Source organism: Pseudomonas botevensis, from assembly GCF_019145475.1.
GTDB lineage: Bacteria > Pseudomonadota > Gammaproteobacteria > Pseudomonadales > Pseudomonadaceae > Aquipseudomonas > Aquipseudomonas botevensis.
This window is the reverse complement of the sequence record NZ_JAHTKI010000025.1, coordinates 39,344-55,096: the sequence shown is the minus strand read 5'-3', so window position 1 is coordinate 55,096 and position 15,753 is coordinate 39,344. Positions and strand designations below refer to the sequence as shown.

Here is a 15,753-nt window from a genome sequence, read left to right as displayed (position 1 = left end):
TCGAGTCGGGAGAACTGCGGCGAATTGACCGTGACTGTAATACGGCACAGTGGGTCGCTGGCAAGTATCGCGTAAAAAACAGCGCGATTGTACACAATGGATGGTGGCAACACGACTGTATGGCTGTTTGTGACTTCGGCTGTATCGCAACGATCCGTTACGTTTGAGTTTAGGCTTGTTCGCAAAATCCGCTCCCACAAGGGGTTTGTGTTGTTGCACATCTTTTCATTGCTATAAGGAACACCGCGGTCATGACCGACGCCACCCACACCCAACTGCGCCCCCTGGCCGACACCTCGCCCTCGGCCATCGTCGCCGGTTTCATTGCGATGATGACCGGCTACACCAGTTCGCTGGTGCTGATGTTCCAGGCCGGGCAAGCGGCGGGCCTGACCAGCGGGCAGATTTCCTCGTGGATCTGGGCGATTTCCATCGGCATGGCGGTGTGCTCCATCGGCCTGTCGCTGCGTTATCGCACGCCGATCACCATTGCCTGGTCGACCCCCGGTGCGGCGCTGTTGATCACCAGCCTGGGTGGCGTCAGTTATGGCGAGGCGATTGGCGCCTACATCACCTGCGCGGTGCTGGTGACTATCTGCGGCCTGACCGGCAGCTTCGAGCGGCTGGTGAAGAAGATCCCGGCGTCCCTCGCAGCGGCGTTGCTGGCGGGCATCCTGTTCAAGATCGGCAGCGAAATCTTCGTCGCCGCGCAACACCGTACCGGGCTGGTGCTGGGGATGTTCTTCACGTACCTGCTGGTCAAGCGCCTGTCGCCGCGTTACGCGGTGCTCGCCGCGCTGCTGATCGGCACCGCGCTGTCCGGCTTCATGGGCCTGCTGGATTTCAGCGCCTTTCACCTGGAAGTGGCGACGCCGGTGTGGACCACTCCGCACTTCTCCCTCGCCGCGACCATCAGCATCGGCATTCCGCTGTTCGTGGTGGCGATGACGTCGCAGAACATGCCGGGCATCGCTGTGTTGCGCGCCGACGGCTACCACGTCCCGGCTTCGCCGCTGATCACCACCACCGGCATCGCCTCGCTGCTCTTGGCGCCGTTCGGCTCCCACGGGATCAACCTCGCGGCGATCAGCGCGGCGATCTGCACCGGGCCGCACGCCCATGAAGATCGCAACAAGCGCTACACCGCTGCGGTGTGGTGCGGGATTTTCTACGGCATCGCCGGGGTCTTTGGCGCCACATTGGCGGCGTTGTTTGCCGCTCTGCCCAAGGAACTGGTGCTGTCGATTGCCGCACTGGCGCTGTTCGGCTCGATCATCAATGGCTTGAGCATTGCCATGACCGAGGTGAAGGAACGGGAAGCGGCGCTGATCACCTTCATGGTCACCGCGTCGGGGCTGACGCTGTTTTCCATCGGCTCGGCGTTCTGGGGGATTGTTGCGGGGGTGCTGACGCTGTTGATTCTGAATTGGCGCAAGGCTTGAGAAATCCCGAGCAGCCCTACAGGCAGGCATAAAAAAACGGCGACCCGAGGGTCGCCGTTTTTTCTGCAATCAAGCCTTGTTGATCGGCTTTTCCGGATACCACACGTCCAGCAGCGGGCTGATTTCGACGTTGGTCAGCTCGGTGCGGCCTTTGAGCCAGGCTTCAACGGCAGCGCGTTGCTCTTCGTTGACCGAGCCACGCTTCTGCAGGCATACCAGACCGAAGTCGTCGCCGCCGACGTAACCCAGACCGTTGGCTTCCATGGCTTCTTTGATGAATGCTTCGAGGAAAGCGTCAATGGCTTCTTCGGACAGATCTTCTTTGAAGCCCAGGTTCAGTTCGAAACCCAGCTCTTGAAATTCATCAACGCACAGTTTTTTGCGCAGACGCTGGGAACGGTTAGTCGCCATTGGAACAATCCTCTTAAGTAATAACGGCCGGCACTTTAGCAGTTTAAGCCGCCGATTGCCCGACTCTGTGGGGCTTGTGGCCAACCACCGGTAAAAAAATAACAAATTGCTCATGTCCGGCACGGCACAAGCGGTAACACCTTGGGGCATAATGCCGACACTTTCATGACCACTGGGGGCCTTTTCATCCATGCCCTCGTCTTTTTCCCCCTCTTCTGCAGGGTTTTATTTCATATGATCAAATCGTTGCGTCCTCTGTTTCTCGCCGGCCTTCTTCTGCCCCTGGCCCTGCCCGTCTCCGCTGCCACCATCAACACCGCCCTGACCCCCAACGTCGAAAAAGCCCTCAAGGCCAGCAAGCTGCAACCAAGCGCCCTGTCTCTGGTGATGGTGCCGCTGGAAGGCCCGGGCACGCCGACCGTGTTCAACGCGGACGTCTCGGTCAACCCGGCCTCGACCATGAAACTGGTCACCACCTACGCCGCCCTGGAAATGCTCGGCCCCAACCACCAGTGGAAAACCGAGTTCTACACCGACGGCGACCTGAGCGGCGGCATTCTCAACGGCAACCTCTACCTCAAGGGTGGCGGCGATCCGAAGCTGAACATGGAAAAACTCTGGCTGCTGATGCGCGACCTGCGCGCCAACGGCGTGACCCAGGTCACCGGTGATCTGGTGCTCGATCGCAATTTCTTCGTCCAGCCGCAACTGCCGGAATTCAACGATGACGGCAATGACGAGAACAAGCCGTTCCTGGTCAAGCCGGACTCGCTGCTGGTCAACCTCAAGGCACTGCGCTTCGTCGCCCGCAATGACGGTGGCCGTGTGCTGATTTCGGTGGAACCGCCGATTGCCAGCATCCACATCGAAAACACCGTAAAAGCGCTCAACTCCAAGCAATGCACCGGTGGCGTGCGCTACAACCCGGTGCCGATGGCCGATGGCAGCGTGAACGTGACCGTCGCCGGCCAGTTGGGCGATGGCTGCAGCTCGCAGACCTATCTGTCGCTGCTCGACCACGCCACTTACACCGCTGGTGCCGTGCGGGCGATCTGGAAAGAACTGGGCGGCAGCATCCAGGGCAAGGATCGTCTGGCGCCGACGCCGAGCAACGCCAAGGTGCTGGCTCGCGCGTTCTCGCCGGATCTGGCGGAAATCATCCGCGACATCAACAAATACAGTAACAACACCATGGCGCAGCAACTGTTCCTGAGCCTGGGACAGAAGTTCCGCAACGACGCCGACGGTGACGACGCCAAGGCTGCGCAACGCGTAGTACGTCAGTGGCTGGCGAAGAAAGGCATCACCGCGCCGCATCTGGTGATGGAGAACGGTTCCGGCCTGTCCCGTGCAGAACGGGTCAGCGCGCGTGAGATGGCGAGCATGCTGCAAGCCGCGTGGCACAGCCCGTACGCGGCCGAGTACATCAGCTCGCTGCCGATCGCCGGCACCGACGGCACCATGCGCAAACGCCTGAAGACCACCGCGATGCGCGGTGAAGCCCACGTCAAGACCGGCACCCTGAACACCGTGCGGGCAATCGCCGGCTTCAGCCGCGACGTCAACGGCAACACCTGGGCGGTCGTGGCGATTCTCAACGACAAGGCACCGTTCGGCGCGTCGTCGGTGCTGGATCAGGTGCTGCTTGACCTGTATCGCCAGCCGAAGCTGCCGCAGACCGCCTCGGCTCTGTAAATCACACCGCAGCCCTGCTCCCACTGCTGATGTGGGAGTGGGCCTGCCCACGAAGGCAGCCCAGTTGCTCCCTCGGGGCATCAGGGCCTAGACCACCTGCCCCTCGACCCGATCCCGCCCGCCTTGCTTCGCCGCGTAGACCCCTGAGTCGGCCCGCAGCAGCAACGCATCCGCGCCCTCCCCCGGCCGCCAACTGGCGATGCCGAAGCTCGCCGTCACCACACCCACCACATCGATAGGCGCACTGCGCAGACTCTGCCACAACTCGATCGCCAGCATGTAGGCGTGATCTCCGTCGATGTCCGGGCACAGCACCATGAACTCTTCGCCGCCCAGACGGCAGAACACGTCGGTACGCCGCAGGCGATGCCCGATGCGCTCGCACACGGCCTGCAACACCCGGTCGCCCACGGCATGGCCGAACTGATCGTTGATGCGTTTGAAGTGGTCAATGTCGAGCATGATCACCGACAGTTCGCCGCCACCGCGCTCGACCCGGGCCATTTCGGTGGTCAGGCGCTCCTGGAAGTAGCGGCGGTTGTGGATACCAGTCAGGGCGTCGGTCACCGACAGCGCGCGCAACTCTTCTTCCACCCGCTTCAGATCGGAGATGTCCGAGATATAGCCGTGCCACAGCACGCCACCGCCCGGCAACTCCTCCGGCGTCGCCTCGCCGCGCACCCAGCGCAGGCCGCGTTCGGGCAACTGCACGCGGTACTCTTCGCGCCAGGGGCTGAGGCTTTCCGCCGAGGCGCGGATCGAGGAGCGCACGCGTGTCGTGTCCTGGGGATGGATGCGGGTGAAGATCGCTTCGGCGTTGAGCAGCAGCACATCCGGGTCCAGTTCGTAGATCTCACGGATACCGTCGCTGGCGTAGATCACGCTGAAACGCCCGTCGAACTCCATCTTGAACTGATAGATGCCGCCGGGAACGTGTGCGCTGAGTTTCTTCAGCAGCACGTCCCGCGCCGCCAGCGCTTCGTGGACGCGCTTGCGTTCGGTGATGTCGATGCAGATCGCCAGATGCCCGACCCAGAGCCCTTGTTCGTCGAGTACCGGGGTCGCCAGCATGTTCACCGGCAGATGACTGCCGTCCTTGCGCACCAGGGTCCATTCCCGCGCCTGATGGCCGCCGACCTCACCGCCCTCGACCAGCATCGCCTGACAGGTCGGGATGGTTTTGCCGTAACGGGCGCTCAACTCCGACGCACGGCTGATCAGCTCTCGGGGGAAATGCAGGTTCTCCAGGGTCATGTGGCCGACCACTTCGCTGCTGCGATAACCGAGCATCTGTTCGGCGCCGGGGTTGAACGTGTTGATCACGCCGCGCAGATCGGTGGCGATGATCGCCACCTGGGTCGCGGCGTTGAGCACACCGCGCAACTGGCCGTGGGTGCCGCGCAATTCCTGTTCGCGCTCGTGCAATTCCTGAGTGCGCAGTTCGACCATGCGCAACGCACGCTGACGCTGACTGACCAGCACGTACAGCAGCGCGGCCAGCAGCAGGCTGAGCAGCGCGCCAAGAATCACCACGCTGCCAACCGACGAATGGTTGGCCTGCATGAAGGCATCGCTTGGCTGGATATCGACCTGATAATCGTGATCGGCCATGCGCACCAGTTGCGTCGCCGACAGATCGCTCGGCGCCGGCGCGTTGGAAGACTCGTACAGCACTTCATGCTGATCGTTGGTCGACAGATCGAGAATGCGCACCGACAGATAGTCGTGCAGCGCATCCGGCAGACCGTCGGCCAGCAACTGGCGCATGCTGATCACCGCCATCACGTAGCCGAACGACTTCGCCGCGCCCTCGCGAATCACCGGAGCCACCAGCAGCACACCGCGCGCGTAGGCCGGCTCGATACTGACCAGATGCATCGGTTGCGACACCGCCAGGCCCGCGAGGTGGTCGGCGCGTTCCAGGGTCGAGCGACGCAGCGGCTGCGCCAGCAAGTCGTACCCCAACGGTGAACCGAGACGGCTCTGGGTCTGGCTGTAGATCACCACGACGTATTCGTCGCGGGCCGCCGCCAGTTGCAGTTCGCCGCGCGGGTTGAGTTCACGCACGCTGAAGGTGAGCAAGCCTTCTTCGCGCATCCGCTGTTCGAACCCGGCACGCTCGGCGCCACTCACCCGCAGCGCGAACGAATACGCCTGGGTGCGCAGCAAAAGGGGTCGGGTGTAGCCGTCGAATTCGGCGCGGGACACCGATTCGGAGTTGGCGAAGAACCGGCGCAGGCCATCGAGGCGCTGCTCCTGATCCTGAAACCGTTCTTCGATGCGGCTGTAGCGCTCGTTGGCCAACAGCTGAAAGCGCTGGCGCAACTGGCTATGGAATTGGTTGAGGGTGGTCCAGGCCAGCAGCCCCGTGAGAATCCCGCCGGCGAGCAAAACCAGCAGCGCGACCAGCCAGGCCGAAACTTCTTCGCTGATAAAACCCAGGATCTTTGGGCGCACGGGGTGCAACGACATAAGGGCAACTCACTACGCCAGCATTTGCGGGAAAACCCCATTGGCCGTGTGTGAGTTATAGCTATTAGCCACTAATTTGGCTAGCGCCACTGGATCCACGGAGCCGTTAAAAATCAAAGCCCTGTGGATCCAATTTTGCAGAGTGTCAACGAGCCGTGATTTTCCAGGCGCGGTGGATCTTGCCGTTACGGGCAAAGTCCGGGTCGATGGTCGACGCGGTGATTTCCTCCACCGCGTAACGCTCGGCCAGGTTTTCTTCGAGCTGGAACTTGCGGAAGTTGTTGGAGAAGTACAACACGCCGCCGCTGGCCAGACGCGCCATGGCCAGGTCGATCAACTGTACCTGATCGCGCTGCACATCGAACACGCCTTCCATGCGCTTGGAGTTGGAGAAGGTCGGTGGGTCGATGAAGATCAGGTCGTACTCTTCACGACTGTTCTCCAGCCATGCCATCACATCACCCTGCTCCAGACGGTTCTTGTCGGAGAAACCGTTGAGCGACAGGTTGCGCCGCGCCCAGTCGAGGTAGGTTTTCGACAGGTCGACGCTGGTGGTGCTGCGCGCGCCGCCCTTGGCCGCATGGACACTGGCGGTCGCGGTGTAGCAGAACAGGTTGAGGAAACGCTTGCCGGCAGCCTCCTTCTGAATCCGCATGCGCATCGGCCGGTGGTCGAGGAACAGCCCGGTGTCGAGGTAGTCGGTGAGGTTCACCAGCAGCTTGATACCGCCTTCGCTGACCTCGTTGAACTTGCCCTGGGCGCTCTGGCGCTCGTACTGCTTGGTGCCGCTCTGCCGCTCGCGGCGCTTGACCACCACGCGGCTCTTGTCGATGTTCAGCGCCTGGGGAATGGCCGCCAGGGCATCGAACATGCGGATCGAGGCCTTTTCCGGATCGACGGACTTCGGCGCGGCGTATTCCTGAACGTGGACCCAGTCGTTGTACAGGTCGATGGCCATGGCGTATTCCGGCATGTCGGCATCGTAGACCCGGTAGCAATCAATGCCTTCGCGCTTGACCCACTTGCTCATGGCCTTGAGATTTTTCTGCAGGCGGTTGGCGAACATCTGCCCGCCTTCGCTCAAGCGCGGCTGCTCGATCACGGGCGCCGGGGCTGGCGTTGGTTTGATCGGGTTGCCGTTCTTGTTGAACTTGCGCTCCTGCGGCTCATTCGGCATCTGATCGTAAGCAGCTTGCTCGCGCTCGGCCTGACGCTGCTCCGGGGTACGACGCTCGCCGGTGACGAACTGATCCGGCAGCACTTTGATCAACAGCAGCTTGCACGGCAGCGCGCCGTTCCAGAACGAATACTGTTTGTGGCTGCGAATGCCCATGCGCTTGCCCAGGTCCGGCGCGCCGGTGAAGACCGCCGCTTCCCAGTTCAGGCAAGCCTGACGCAGGCGTTCACCGAGGTTCTGGTAGAGATACAGCAGGCTGGCTTCGTCGCCCAGACGCTCGCCGTACGGCGGGTTGCAGATCACCAGGCCTTTCTGGTTCTGGTCCGGACGCGGCTCGAAGGTCGCGACTTCGCCCTGATAGATCTTGATCCACTCGCTCAAACCCGCGCGTTCGACGTTGTTGCGGCCCGGCTGAATCAGCCGCGGGTCGGCTTCGTAACCGCGAATCCACAGCGGCGGCCTGGCCAGACCGGCGGCGGCGCGCTCTACGGCTTCCTCATGGAGTTTTTTCCACAGCGCCGGCACGTGACCCAGCCAGGCAGTGAAGCCCCATTGCTCGCGGCGCAGGTTCGGCGCCATGTCGGTGGCAATCATGCCCGCCTCGACCAGGAACGTACCGACACCGCACATCGGGTCGGCCAGCGCGCCGCCTTCGGCAGCAATGCGCGGCCAGCCGGAGCGGATCAGAATCGCCGCCGCAAGGTTTTCCTTCAGCGGCGCGGCGCCCTGCTGCAAGCGATAACCGCGCTGGTGCAGGCTGTGCCCGGAGAGGTCGAGGGAGAGGATCGCTTCGCCGCGATCCAGACGCAGATGAATGCGCAGGTCCGGGTTGAGCTTGTCGATGGACGGACGGTCGCCCTGAGGGGTGCGCAGTTTATCGACGATGGCGTCTTTTACCTTCAAGGCACCGAAGTGGGTGTTGTCGATGCCCGAGCCGTGGCCGCTGAATTCGACGGCCAGGGTGCCGTCGGCGAGCATGTGATCCTGCCAGTCGACGTCGAGTACGCCGTGGTACAGATCCTCGGCGTTTTTCATCGAGAAGCGCTTGAGCACCAGCAGCACGCGGTTGGCCAGACGCGACCAGAGGCACAGGCGATAAGCAGTTTCCATGGTCGCCATGCCACGCACGGCGGAAGTGTGCTCGCGGGCCTCTTCAAGGCCAAGCCCGACGGCTTCCTCGATGAGCAGGCCTTCAAGGCCTTTGGGACAAGTGAGGAAGAGTTCGAAACGATCGGACATGGTTTTCCAGAGCCTTTGGCTAGTGAACCGGCAACGCATTGCCGATCCGGTTTTCAATCAGGCGCTTTTCTACAAGAGCGCCCGCGTGGCACGAAGGTGTGCCATTCCATCCCCGCTGCTCGGGTTAAAAGAGCTTAGATGCCGGGACAGATAAAAAAGTTGATGCAACAAAATGATTCAGGGCAACCCTTCGTCAGATAGTACCTGACCGCAATCGTGGGTCATTCTCACTAAAGGATTAACCCCATCATTCCGCGCGGGGCCGATCATACCGGGGTTTGCCCAATAAACATTGGATAAATACGCGGTTACTTATCGCCATAGCATCCTTTTCGTTACGTCCTTATGACAAAACGGTCATTCCCTCGATGTGACTCATTGGTTAGAACTGAACACAGGTTGACGTCGCAACGGCGTCAACACCTTGGCTCGCCACGCCGGCAGCGGGCCGCCAACGGCAGAGTTTTTCTGCCAGACCTCGGTTGAGGTCATCGCGACAAAAACAGTCAACAAGTGAGGGAAACACCCTATGAGAAGACTTAAGCGTGATCCGTTGGAAAGAGCATTTTTGCGCGGATATCAATATGGCGTTGGTGGCAAATCCCGTGAGCTTTGCCCATTTACTCTACCGTCGGTACGTCAAGCCTGGATCAACGGCTGGCGAGAAGGACGCGGCGACAACTGGGACGGTATGACCGGCACTGCGGGAATCCACAGACTCAACGAACTTCACGCCGTCGGCTGACACACAGGGCACTTATTGCAACACGACAATCTGAATCTGCAATGAATTAACCACGCACGTCCTTCCCGGACGGCGGGCTACGGCCCAGGGGCTCCTTCGAGGAGCCCTTTTTTATGCCTGCCGCCCTGCATCACCACAGCCCGCAGGCGGATCAGCGCAACGCGGCGATCGCATCCACCGATTCGCGAATCAGCGCCGGACCTTTGTAGATGAAGCCGGAGTAGATCTGCACCAGGCTCGCACCCGCCGTGATCTTCTCGGCGGCGTGCTTGCCCTCGGTGATGCCGCCCGCCGCAATGATCGGCAGACGTCCACCCAGCTCGGCGGCCAGCACCTTGACCGTGTGAGTACTCTTGTCCCGCACCGGTGCCCCGGACAGACCGCCCGCCTCGTCGCCATGCTCCATGCCTTCGACGCCGACCCGGCTCAGGGTGGTGTTGGTGGCGATCACCGCGTCCATCCCGGTTTCGATCAGCGCCTGCGCGACCTGCGCGGTTTCTTCGTCGCTCATGTCCGGTGCGATCTTGATCGCCAGCGGCACATGCTTGCCATGACGCAGGGCCAGTTCGGCGCGGCGCGTGGCCAGGTCCGCCAGCAATTGCTTGAGCGAATCGCCGAACTGCAGGCTGCGCAGGCCCGGGGTGTTCGGCGAGCTGACGTTGACCGTGACGTAGCTGGCCTGGGCGTAGACCTTGTCCAGGCAGATCAGGTAGTCGTCCACCGCGCGCTCGACCGGGGTGTCGAAGTTCTTGCCGATGTTGATCCCCAGCACGCCCTTGTATTTGGCCGCCGCGACCCGCGCCAGCAGGTTATCCACACCCAGGTTGTTGAAGCCCATGCGGTTGATGATCGCCTCGGCTTCCGGCAGGCGGAAGATCCGTGGTTTCGGGTTGCCCGGCTGCGGACGCGGGGTCACGGTGCCGATTTCGACAAAACCGAAACCCAGCTGGGCGAAGCCGTCGATGGCCGCGCCGTTCTTGTCCAGACCGGCCGCCAGACCCACCGGGTTCGGGAAATCCAGGCCCATGACGTTGACCGGCACTTTCGCCGCAGCCTTGCACAACAAGCCGTTGAGGCCCAAACGTCCGCCCGCGCCGATCAGATCCAGCGACAGATCGTGGGAGGTTTCCGGGGAAAGTTTGAACAACAGCTGACGGGCCAGGGTGTACATGGGCGGCTAGGACTCGGGCGGCGAAAAGAGGCGGCGATTATAGCCGGGCATCACCCTGGCGCGCGAGGCGCATTGGCAAATCGGCAGCGCTGGCATATGCCTTGCACTTGGCTTGTCATCAGCCCGCACGCCAATGGCGGCATGCGGGCAGGACAATGGCGTCGTCACCCGGTTTGGCCTCGACCAGGCCGGGGACGACGTTTTTTTTGAAGACGGCTTCAAGGTGCATCCCATGAATGAACCCTCCGTCGGGCCACTGGCCTGGGTCAACGGCAGCGATGCCCCGGAAAAAACCGTGATCGATCTCGGCTTCATTGCCCTGAGCGATTGCGCCTCGGTGGTGGTCGCCGCCACCCAGGGCTTTGCCCAGCCTTACGGGCTGACCCTGAACCTCAAGCGCCAGACGTCCTGGGCCAACCTGCGGGACAAACTGGTCAGCGGCGAACTCGATGCCGCCCACAGCCTCTACGGCTTGATCTACGCGGTGCATCTGGGCATCGGCGGCGTGGCGCCCACCGACATGGCGGTGTTGATGGGACTGAACCAGAACGGCCAGAGCCTCAACCTGTCCCACGGCCTGCAAGGCCTGGGCGTGACCAGTCCTGAAGCGCTGGATCGGCATGTGCACCAAACCCGCGCAAAACTGACCTTCGCCCAGACGTTCCCCACCGGCACCCACGCGATGTGGCTGTATTACTGGCTGGCGAGCCAGGGCATCCATCCGTTGCAGGATGTCGACAGCGTGGTGGTGCCGCCACCACAAATGGTCGCGCACTTGCAGGCCGGACGGATCGACGGCCTGTGTGTCGGCGAGCCCTGGGCCGCCAGCGCGGTGCAGCAAAACCTCGGTTTCACCCTGGCGACCAGCCAGACCATATGGCCCGATCACCCGGAAAAAGTCCTCGGCTGCACCCAGGCGTTCGTCGAGCAATACCCCAACACCGCCCGGGCACTGGTGATGGCGATCCTCGAAGCCAGCCGTTTCATCGAGCAAAGTCCGGAGAACCGTCGCAGCACCGCGCAACTGCTCAGCGCGGCGGAATACCTCGATGCTCCGGTGGCTTGCGTCGAACCGCGCTTTCTCGGTGCCTACGACGACGGCCTCGGCAACCGCTGGCAGGATCCCCACGCCCTGCGTTTCCACGGTGACGGTGAGGTCAACCTGCCGTACCTGTCCGACGGCATGTGGTTCATGACCCAGTTCCGTCGCTGGGGCTTGCTGCGCGACGACCCGGATTACCTCGGCGTCGCCCGGCAGGTGCAACAACTGGAGCTGTATCGCGAAGCCGCCACCGCCGTCGGCGTGGCGGCCTGGGGCAAGGAAATGCGCAGCAGCCAGTTGCTCGACGGCAAGGTCTGGGACGGCAGCGACCCGGCCGGCTACGCCCGCAGTTTCAAGCTGCACGCCCTGAGCGACAGCTCTGCCCTTCTCGCTCGCCGCTGACAGGAGACCGCGAACATGTTGCGCATTCTGCTGATCAATGACACCGCGAAAAAAGTCGGACGCCTGAAAGCCGCGCTGATCGAAGCCGGTTTCGAGGTGATCGACGAGTCCGGCCTGACCATCGACCTGCCCGCGCGCGTCGAAACGGTGCGTCCGGACGTGATTCTGATCGATACCGAGTCACCGGGCCGCGATGTGATGGAGCAAGTGGTGCTGGTCAGCCGCGACCAGCCACGGCCAATCGTGATGTTCACCGACGAGCACGACCCCGACGTGATGCGGCAGGCGATCAAGTCCGGGGTCAGTGCCTACATCGTCGAAGGCATTCACGCACAACGCTTGCAGCCGATTCTCGACGTTGCCATGGCGCGCTTCGAGAGCGACCAGGCGTTGCGCGCCCAGTTACAGGCCCGCGACCAGCAACTGGCCGAGCGCAAGCGCATCGAACTGGCCAAGGGGTTGCTGATGAAGATGAAGGACTGCAACGAGGAAGAGGCCTACACCCTGATGCGCCGTCAGGCCATGAGCCGCCAGCAGAAGCTGATTCAAGTGGCAGAGCAGATCATTGCCATGAGCGAGTTGCTGGGCTGAAAGCTCTGGCCGCGTGAAAGCCCCTCACCCTGGCCCTCTCCCAAAGGGAGAGGGAACCGACCGGGGGATGCTCGCGAAGTACGCCGAACGGTGAATTTGTGTTGTGAATCCATAACCGATTCGGTCTTGCAGGTCGATGTTTGACGCTAGACACCTCGGTCAGTCCCCTCTTCCTCCGGGAGAGGGTCAGGGTGAGGGGCTTCTGATTTTGACTTGGCACAGATCTCGCTAAGCAATCCGCACAGGTAACCAACGGCGGTTGCCCCACCTACGACAAAGACGTCGCTCACTTGCCTCGCCCCCCAACCGGCGATCCAGGTAGCGGCGTTTTTGCGTTTTGGCCCCACAGCCCGGGGCCGGTGGTGCAGCCGTATGGCGCTCCACCTGCTGGCATGACTCCTTCTCGAGAGACCTTCGTCTCGAGCTACTCACAGCTGAGGTGCGCGATGAATTCAAGCTTCTGGAAATCCGGCCATACCCCGACCCTGTTCGCGGCCTTCCTGTATTTCGACCTGAGCTTCATGGTCTGGTATCTGCTCGGCCCACTGGCGGTGCAGATCGCCGCCGACCTGCACCTGACCACCCAGCAGCGCGGCCTCGTGGTCGCCACGCCGATTCTGGCCGGCGCCGTGCTGCGCTTCGCCATGGGCATGCTGGCGGATCGGCTGTCACCGAAAACCGCCGGGCTGATCGGCCAGGTGATCGTCATCTGTGCGTTGTTCGGTGCCTGGAAACTCGGTATCCACAGCTATGAACAAGCCTTGCTGCTGGGACTGTTCCTGGGCATGGCCGGCGCTTCGTTCGCCGTGGCCCTGCCGCTGGCCTCGCAATGGTATCCACCCGAGCATCAAGGCAAGGCCATGGGCATTGCCGGCGCGGGCAACTCGGGCACGGTATTCGCCGCATTGATCGCTCCGGTGCTGGCCGCCTCGTTCGGCTGGAGCAACGTGTTCGGCTTCGCCCTGATCCCGCTGATCCTGACCCTGGTGCTGTTTGCCTGGCTGGCGAAGAACGCACCGGAACGACCGAAAGCCAAATCCATGGCCGACTACTTCAAGGCCCTCGGCGACCGCGACAGCTGGTGGTTCATGTTTTTCTACAGCGTCACCTTCGGCGGCTTCATCGGCCTGGCGAGCGCCCTGCCCGGTTACTTCAACGACCAGTATGGCCTGAGTCCGGTGACCGCCGGTTACTACACCGCTGCCTGCGTGTTCGGCGGCAGTCTGATGCGCCCGCTGGGCGGCGCGCTGGCCGACCGTTTCGGCGGCATCCGCACGTTGCTGGCGATGTACACCGTGGCCGCGACCTGCATTGCGGTGGTCGGTTTCAACTTGCCGAATTCCTACGCGGCACTGGCACTGTTCGTCTGCACCATGCTCGGTCTGGGTGCCGGCAATGGCGCGGTGTTCCAACTGGTGCCGCAGCGTTTTCGCCGCGAGATCGGGGTGATGACCGGGTTGATCGGCATGGCCGGCGGCATCGGCGGTTTTGCCCTCGCAGCGGGCATGGGCGCAATCAAACAGAGCACCGGCAGCTATCAACTGGCGCTGTGGTTGTTCGCCAGCCTGGGCGTGCTGGCGTGGTTCGGCTTGCACGGGGTCAAGCGTCGCTGGAGAACCACCTGGGGCTCGGCGGCCGTGACTGCCGCCCGGGTCTGAGGCCCCCATGGCTCTGCAACTGAGTTTTGCCGAAGCCAGCGCCACCGGCCCGCGCGCGGAGAACCAGGACGCCCTGCGCCTGGTGACCCCCGCGCCGGATCTGGCGGCGAGCAAGGGGTTTCTGTTCGCCATTGCCGACGGGGTCAGCCAGTGCGCCGACGGCGGTCTGGCCGCGCGCTCGACCTTGCAGGCACTGGCGCTGGACTACTACGCCACGCCGCAAACCTGGAGCGTGGCCCAGGCGCTGGATCGCTTGCTGCTCGCGCAGAACCGTTGGCTGCAGGCCAACGGTGGCGGCCAGCCGCTGCTGACCACGGTCAGCGCGCTGGTTCTGCGCGGGCGGCGCTTCACCCTCGCCCATGTCGGCGATTGCCGGGTCTATCGCTGGCACGCCGACCGCTTGCAGCGGCTCACCGAAGACCACGTCTGGGAGCAGCCGGGCATGCAGCATGTGCTCAAACGGGCACTGGGTCTGGATCAGCATCTGGTGCTGGATTTTCTCGACGGTGAACTGCGCGAAGGCGAGTGTTTCGTGCTGCTCAGCGACGGTATCTGGGCGACGCTGGGCGATACCGCGATCGCGGCGATTCTGCGTGATCAACCTGACCTGCACAGCGCGGCGCAAACCCTGGTGGCCGCCGCGCATCTGGCCGGCAGTCAGGACAATGCCAGCGCCCTGCTGGTGCGAGTGGACGGCGTTGGCGAGGCGAACATCGGCGATGCCTTGATCCACTTGCAGCAATGGCCCCTGCCGCCTGCCTTGAAGGCGGGCCAAGCCTTCGAAGGCTGGCAGGTGCAAGGCATCGTCGGCCAGAGCCAGCAATCGCTGCTGTACCGGGTGCTCGACGCACAGGGTCAAGTCTGGCTGCTGAAGACTCTGCCCACGCGCCTCGCCGATGCGCCCGAGGCCGGCCAGGCCCTGTTGGCGGAGGAATGGTTTCTCAAGCGCGTGGCCGGTCGGCACTTTCCTGAAGTCCATGCCGTCACTCAGCGTCAGCATTTGTACTACGTGATGCGTGAATATTCCGGGATGACCCTCGCGCAACTGTTCGAGCAGAACGGCCCGCTACCACTGGCGCAGTGGCGCAACCTGGCCGAGCGTCTGCTGCGTGCGGTGGGCCTGCTGCATCGGCGGCAGATCCTGCATCGCGACATCAAACCGGAAAACCTGCACCTGGGTGATGACGGCGAATTGCGCCTGCTGGATTTCGGTCTGGCGTTCTGCCCCGGTTTATCGGAGGACGCGCCTTCCGAACTGCCCGGAACCCCGAGCTACATTGCCCCGGAAGCGTTCAGGGGTGACTTGCCCAGCACGCAACAGGACCTGTATGCGGTGGGCGTGAGCCTGTATTTCCTGCTGACCGGGCACTTTCCCCATGGCGAGATCGAAGCCTTTCAACGCCCGCGTTTCGGCACGCCGGTCAATGCCGGTCGCTACCGACCGGATCTGCCGGAATGGCTGGCGCAAAGTCTGGAACGCGGTGTCGAGACGGATCCCCGGCAGCGTTATGAAACCGCCGAAGAATGGTTGCTGGCCCTGGAGCAAGGTGAGCGGCGCAACCTGACCGTACGCCCGCGTCCGTTGCTCGAACGTGAACCGCTGAAAGTCTGGCGGGGCTTGGCGCTGGCGGCATTGCTGGGGAATCTGGTGCTGCTGTTTCTGTTGTTCCATGGCTGAGCCCGTGGTGCGCCCTTCGCGGGCAAGTCC

General features: G+C 62.8%; 11 protein-coding genes. 7 read left to right on the top strand and 4 right to left on the bottom strand.

From position 1 onward, the window contains the following. Positions 1 to 251 precede the first annotated feature (251 nt). Positions 252 to 1,442 (top strand): benzoate/H(+) symporter BenE family transporter, encoded by a 1,191-nt coding sequence (locus KVQ74_RS24925; protein WP_217834019.1) that lies wholly within the window; start codon positions 252 to 254, stop codon positions 1,440 to 1,442. A gap of 69 nt (positions 1,443 to 1,511) precedes the next feature. Here the strand turns inward: KVQ74_RS24925 and KVQ74_RS24920 are convergent, their stop codons facing one another. Continuing rightward, positions 1,512 to 1,853 (bottom strand): YggL family protein, encoded by a 342-nt coding sequence (locus KVQ74_RS24920; protein ID WP_217834018.1) that lies wholly within the window; start codon positions 1,851 to 1,853, stop codon positions 1,512 to 1,514. Positions 1,854 to 2,087: 234 nt separating this feature from the next. Here KVQ74_RS24920 and dacB point away from each other — a divergent pair, with 234 nt between their 5' ends. Continuing rightward, the gene (dacB, locus tag KVQ74_RS24915; protein ID WP_217834017.1) at positions 2,088 to 3,548 is read left to right on the top strand and encodes a D-alanyl-D-alanine carboxypeptidase/D-alanyl-D-alanine endopeptidase; all 1,461 of its coding nucleotides are present in this window, start codon (positions 2,088 to 2,090) and stop codon (positions 3,546 to 3,548) included. A gap of 87 nt (positions 3,549 to 3,635) precedes the next feature. On the opposite strand, the gene KVQ74_RS24910 is transcribed toward dacB, so the two are convergent. Continuing rightward, a complete protein-coding gene (locus tag KVQ74_RS24910) occupies positions 3,636 to 6,020 on the bottom strand; it encodes a sensor domain-containing diguanylate cyclase (protein ID WP_217834016.1) in 2,385 nt (794 codons plus the stop codon). A gap of 145 nt (positions 6,021 to 6,165) precedes the next feature. After that, positions 6,166 to 8,436: a bifunctional 23S rRNA (guanine(2069)-N(7))-methyltransferase RlmK/23S rRNA (guanine(2445)-N(2))-methyltransferase RlmL gene (gene rlmKL / locus KVQ74_RS24905; protein WP_217834015.1), complete on the bottom strand. Its 2,271-nt coding sequence runs from the start codon at positions 8,434 to 8,436 to the stop codon at positions 6,166 to 6,168. 529 nt (positions 8,437 to 8,965) lie between these two features. Between rlmKL and rmf the strand changes: the two genes are divergently transcribed. Continuing rightward, positions 8,966 to 9,181, top strand: coding sequence for a ribosome modulation factor (rmf, locus tag KVQ74_RS24900; RefSeq protein ID WP_003223300.1), 216 nt, complete (start codon positions 8,966 to 8,968; stop codon positions 9,179 to 9,181). 151 nt (positions 9,182 to 9,332) lie between these two features. Here rmf and KVQ74_RS24895 read toward each other — a convergent pair whose 3' ends face one another. Further along, positions 9,333 to 10,352: a quinone-dependent dihydroorotate dehydrogenase gene (locus KVQ74_RS24895; RefSeq protein ID WP_217834014.1), complete on the bottom strand. Its 1,020-nt coding sequence runs from the start codon at positions 10,350 to 10,352 to the stop codon at positions 9,333 to 9,335. 232 nt (positions 10,353 to 10,584) lie between these two features. Here KVQ74_RS24895 and KVQ74_RS24890 point away from each other — a divergent pair, with 232 nt between their 5' ends. From KVQ74_RS24890 to KVQ74_RS24875, 4 genes are all read left to right on the top strand, one after another. Further along, a complete protein-coding gene (locus KVQ74_RS24890) occupies positions 10,585 to 11,796 on the top strand; it encodes a CmpA/NrtA family ABC transporter substrate-binding protein (RefSeq protein WP_217834013.1) in 1,212 nt (403 codons plus the stop codon). A gap of 15 nt (positions 11,797 to 11,811) precedes the next feature. Next, the gene (locus tag KVQ74_RS24885) at positions 11,812 to 12,387 is read left to right on the top strand and encodes an ANTAR domain-containing response regulator (RefSeq protein ID WP_217834012.1); all 576 of its coding nucleotides are present in this window, start codon (positions 11,812 to 11,814) and stop codon (positions 12,385 to 12,387) included. A gap of 446 nt (positions 12,388 to 12,833) precedes the next feature. Beyond that, a complete protein-coding gene (locus KVQ74_RS24880) occupies positions 12,834 to 14,045 on the top strand; it encodes a nitrate/nitrite transporter (protein ID WP_217834011.1) in 1,212 nt (403 codons plus the stop codon). A gap of 7 nt (positions 14,046 to 14,052) precedes the next feature. Beyond that, the gene (locus KVQ74_RS24875) at positions 14,053 to 15,723 is read left to right on the top strand and encodes a bifunctional protein-serine/threonine kinase/phosphatase (RefSeq protein WP_217834010.1); all 1,671 of its coding nucleotides are present in this window, start codon (positions 14,053 to 14,055) and stop codon (positions 15,721 to 15,723) included. The last annotated feature ends 30 nt before the right edge of the window (positions 15,724 to 15,753 follow it).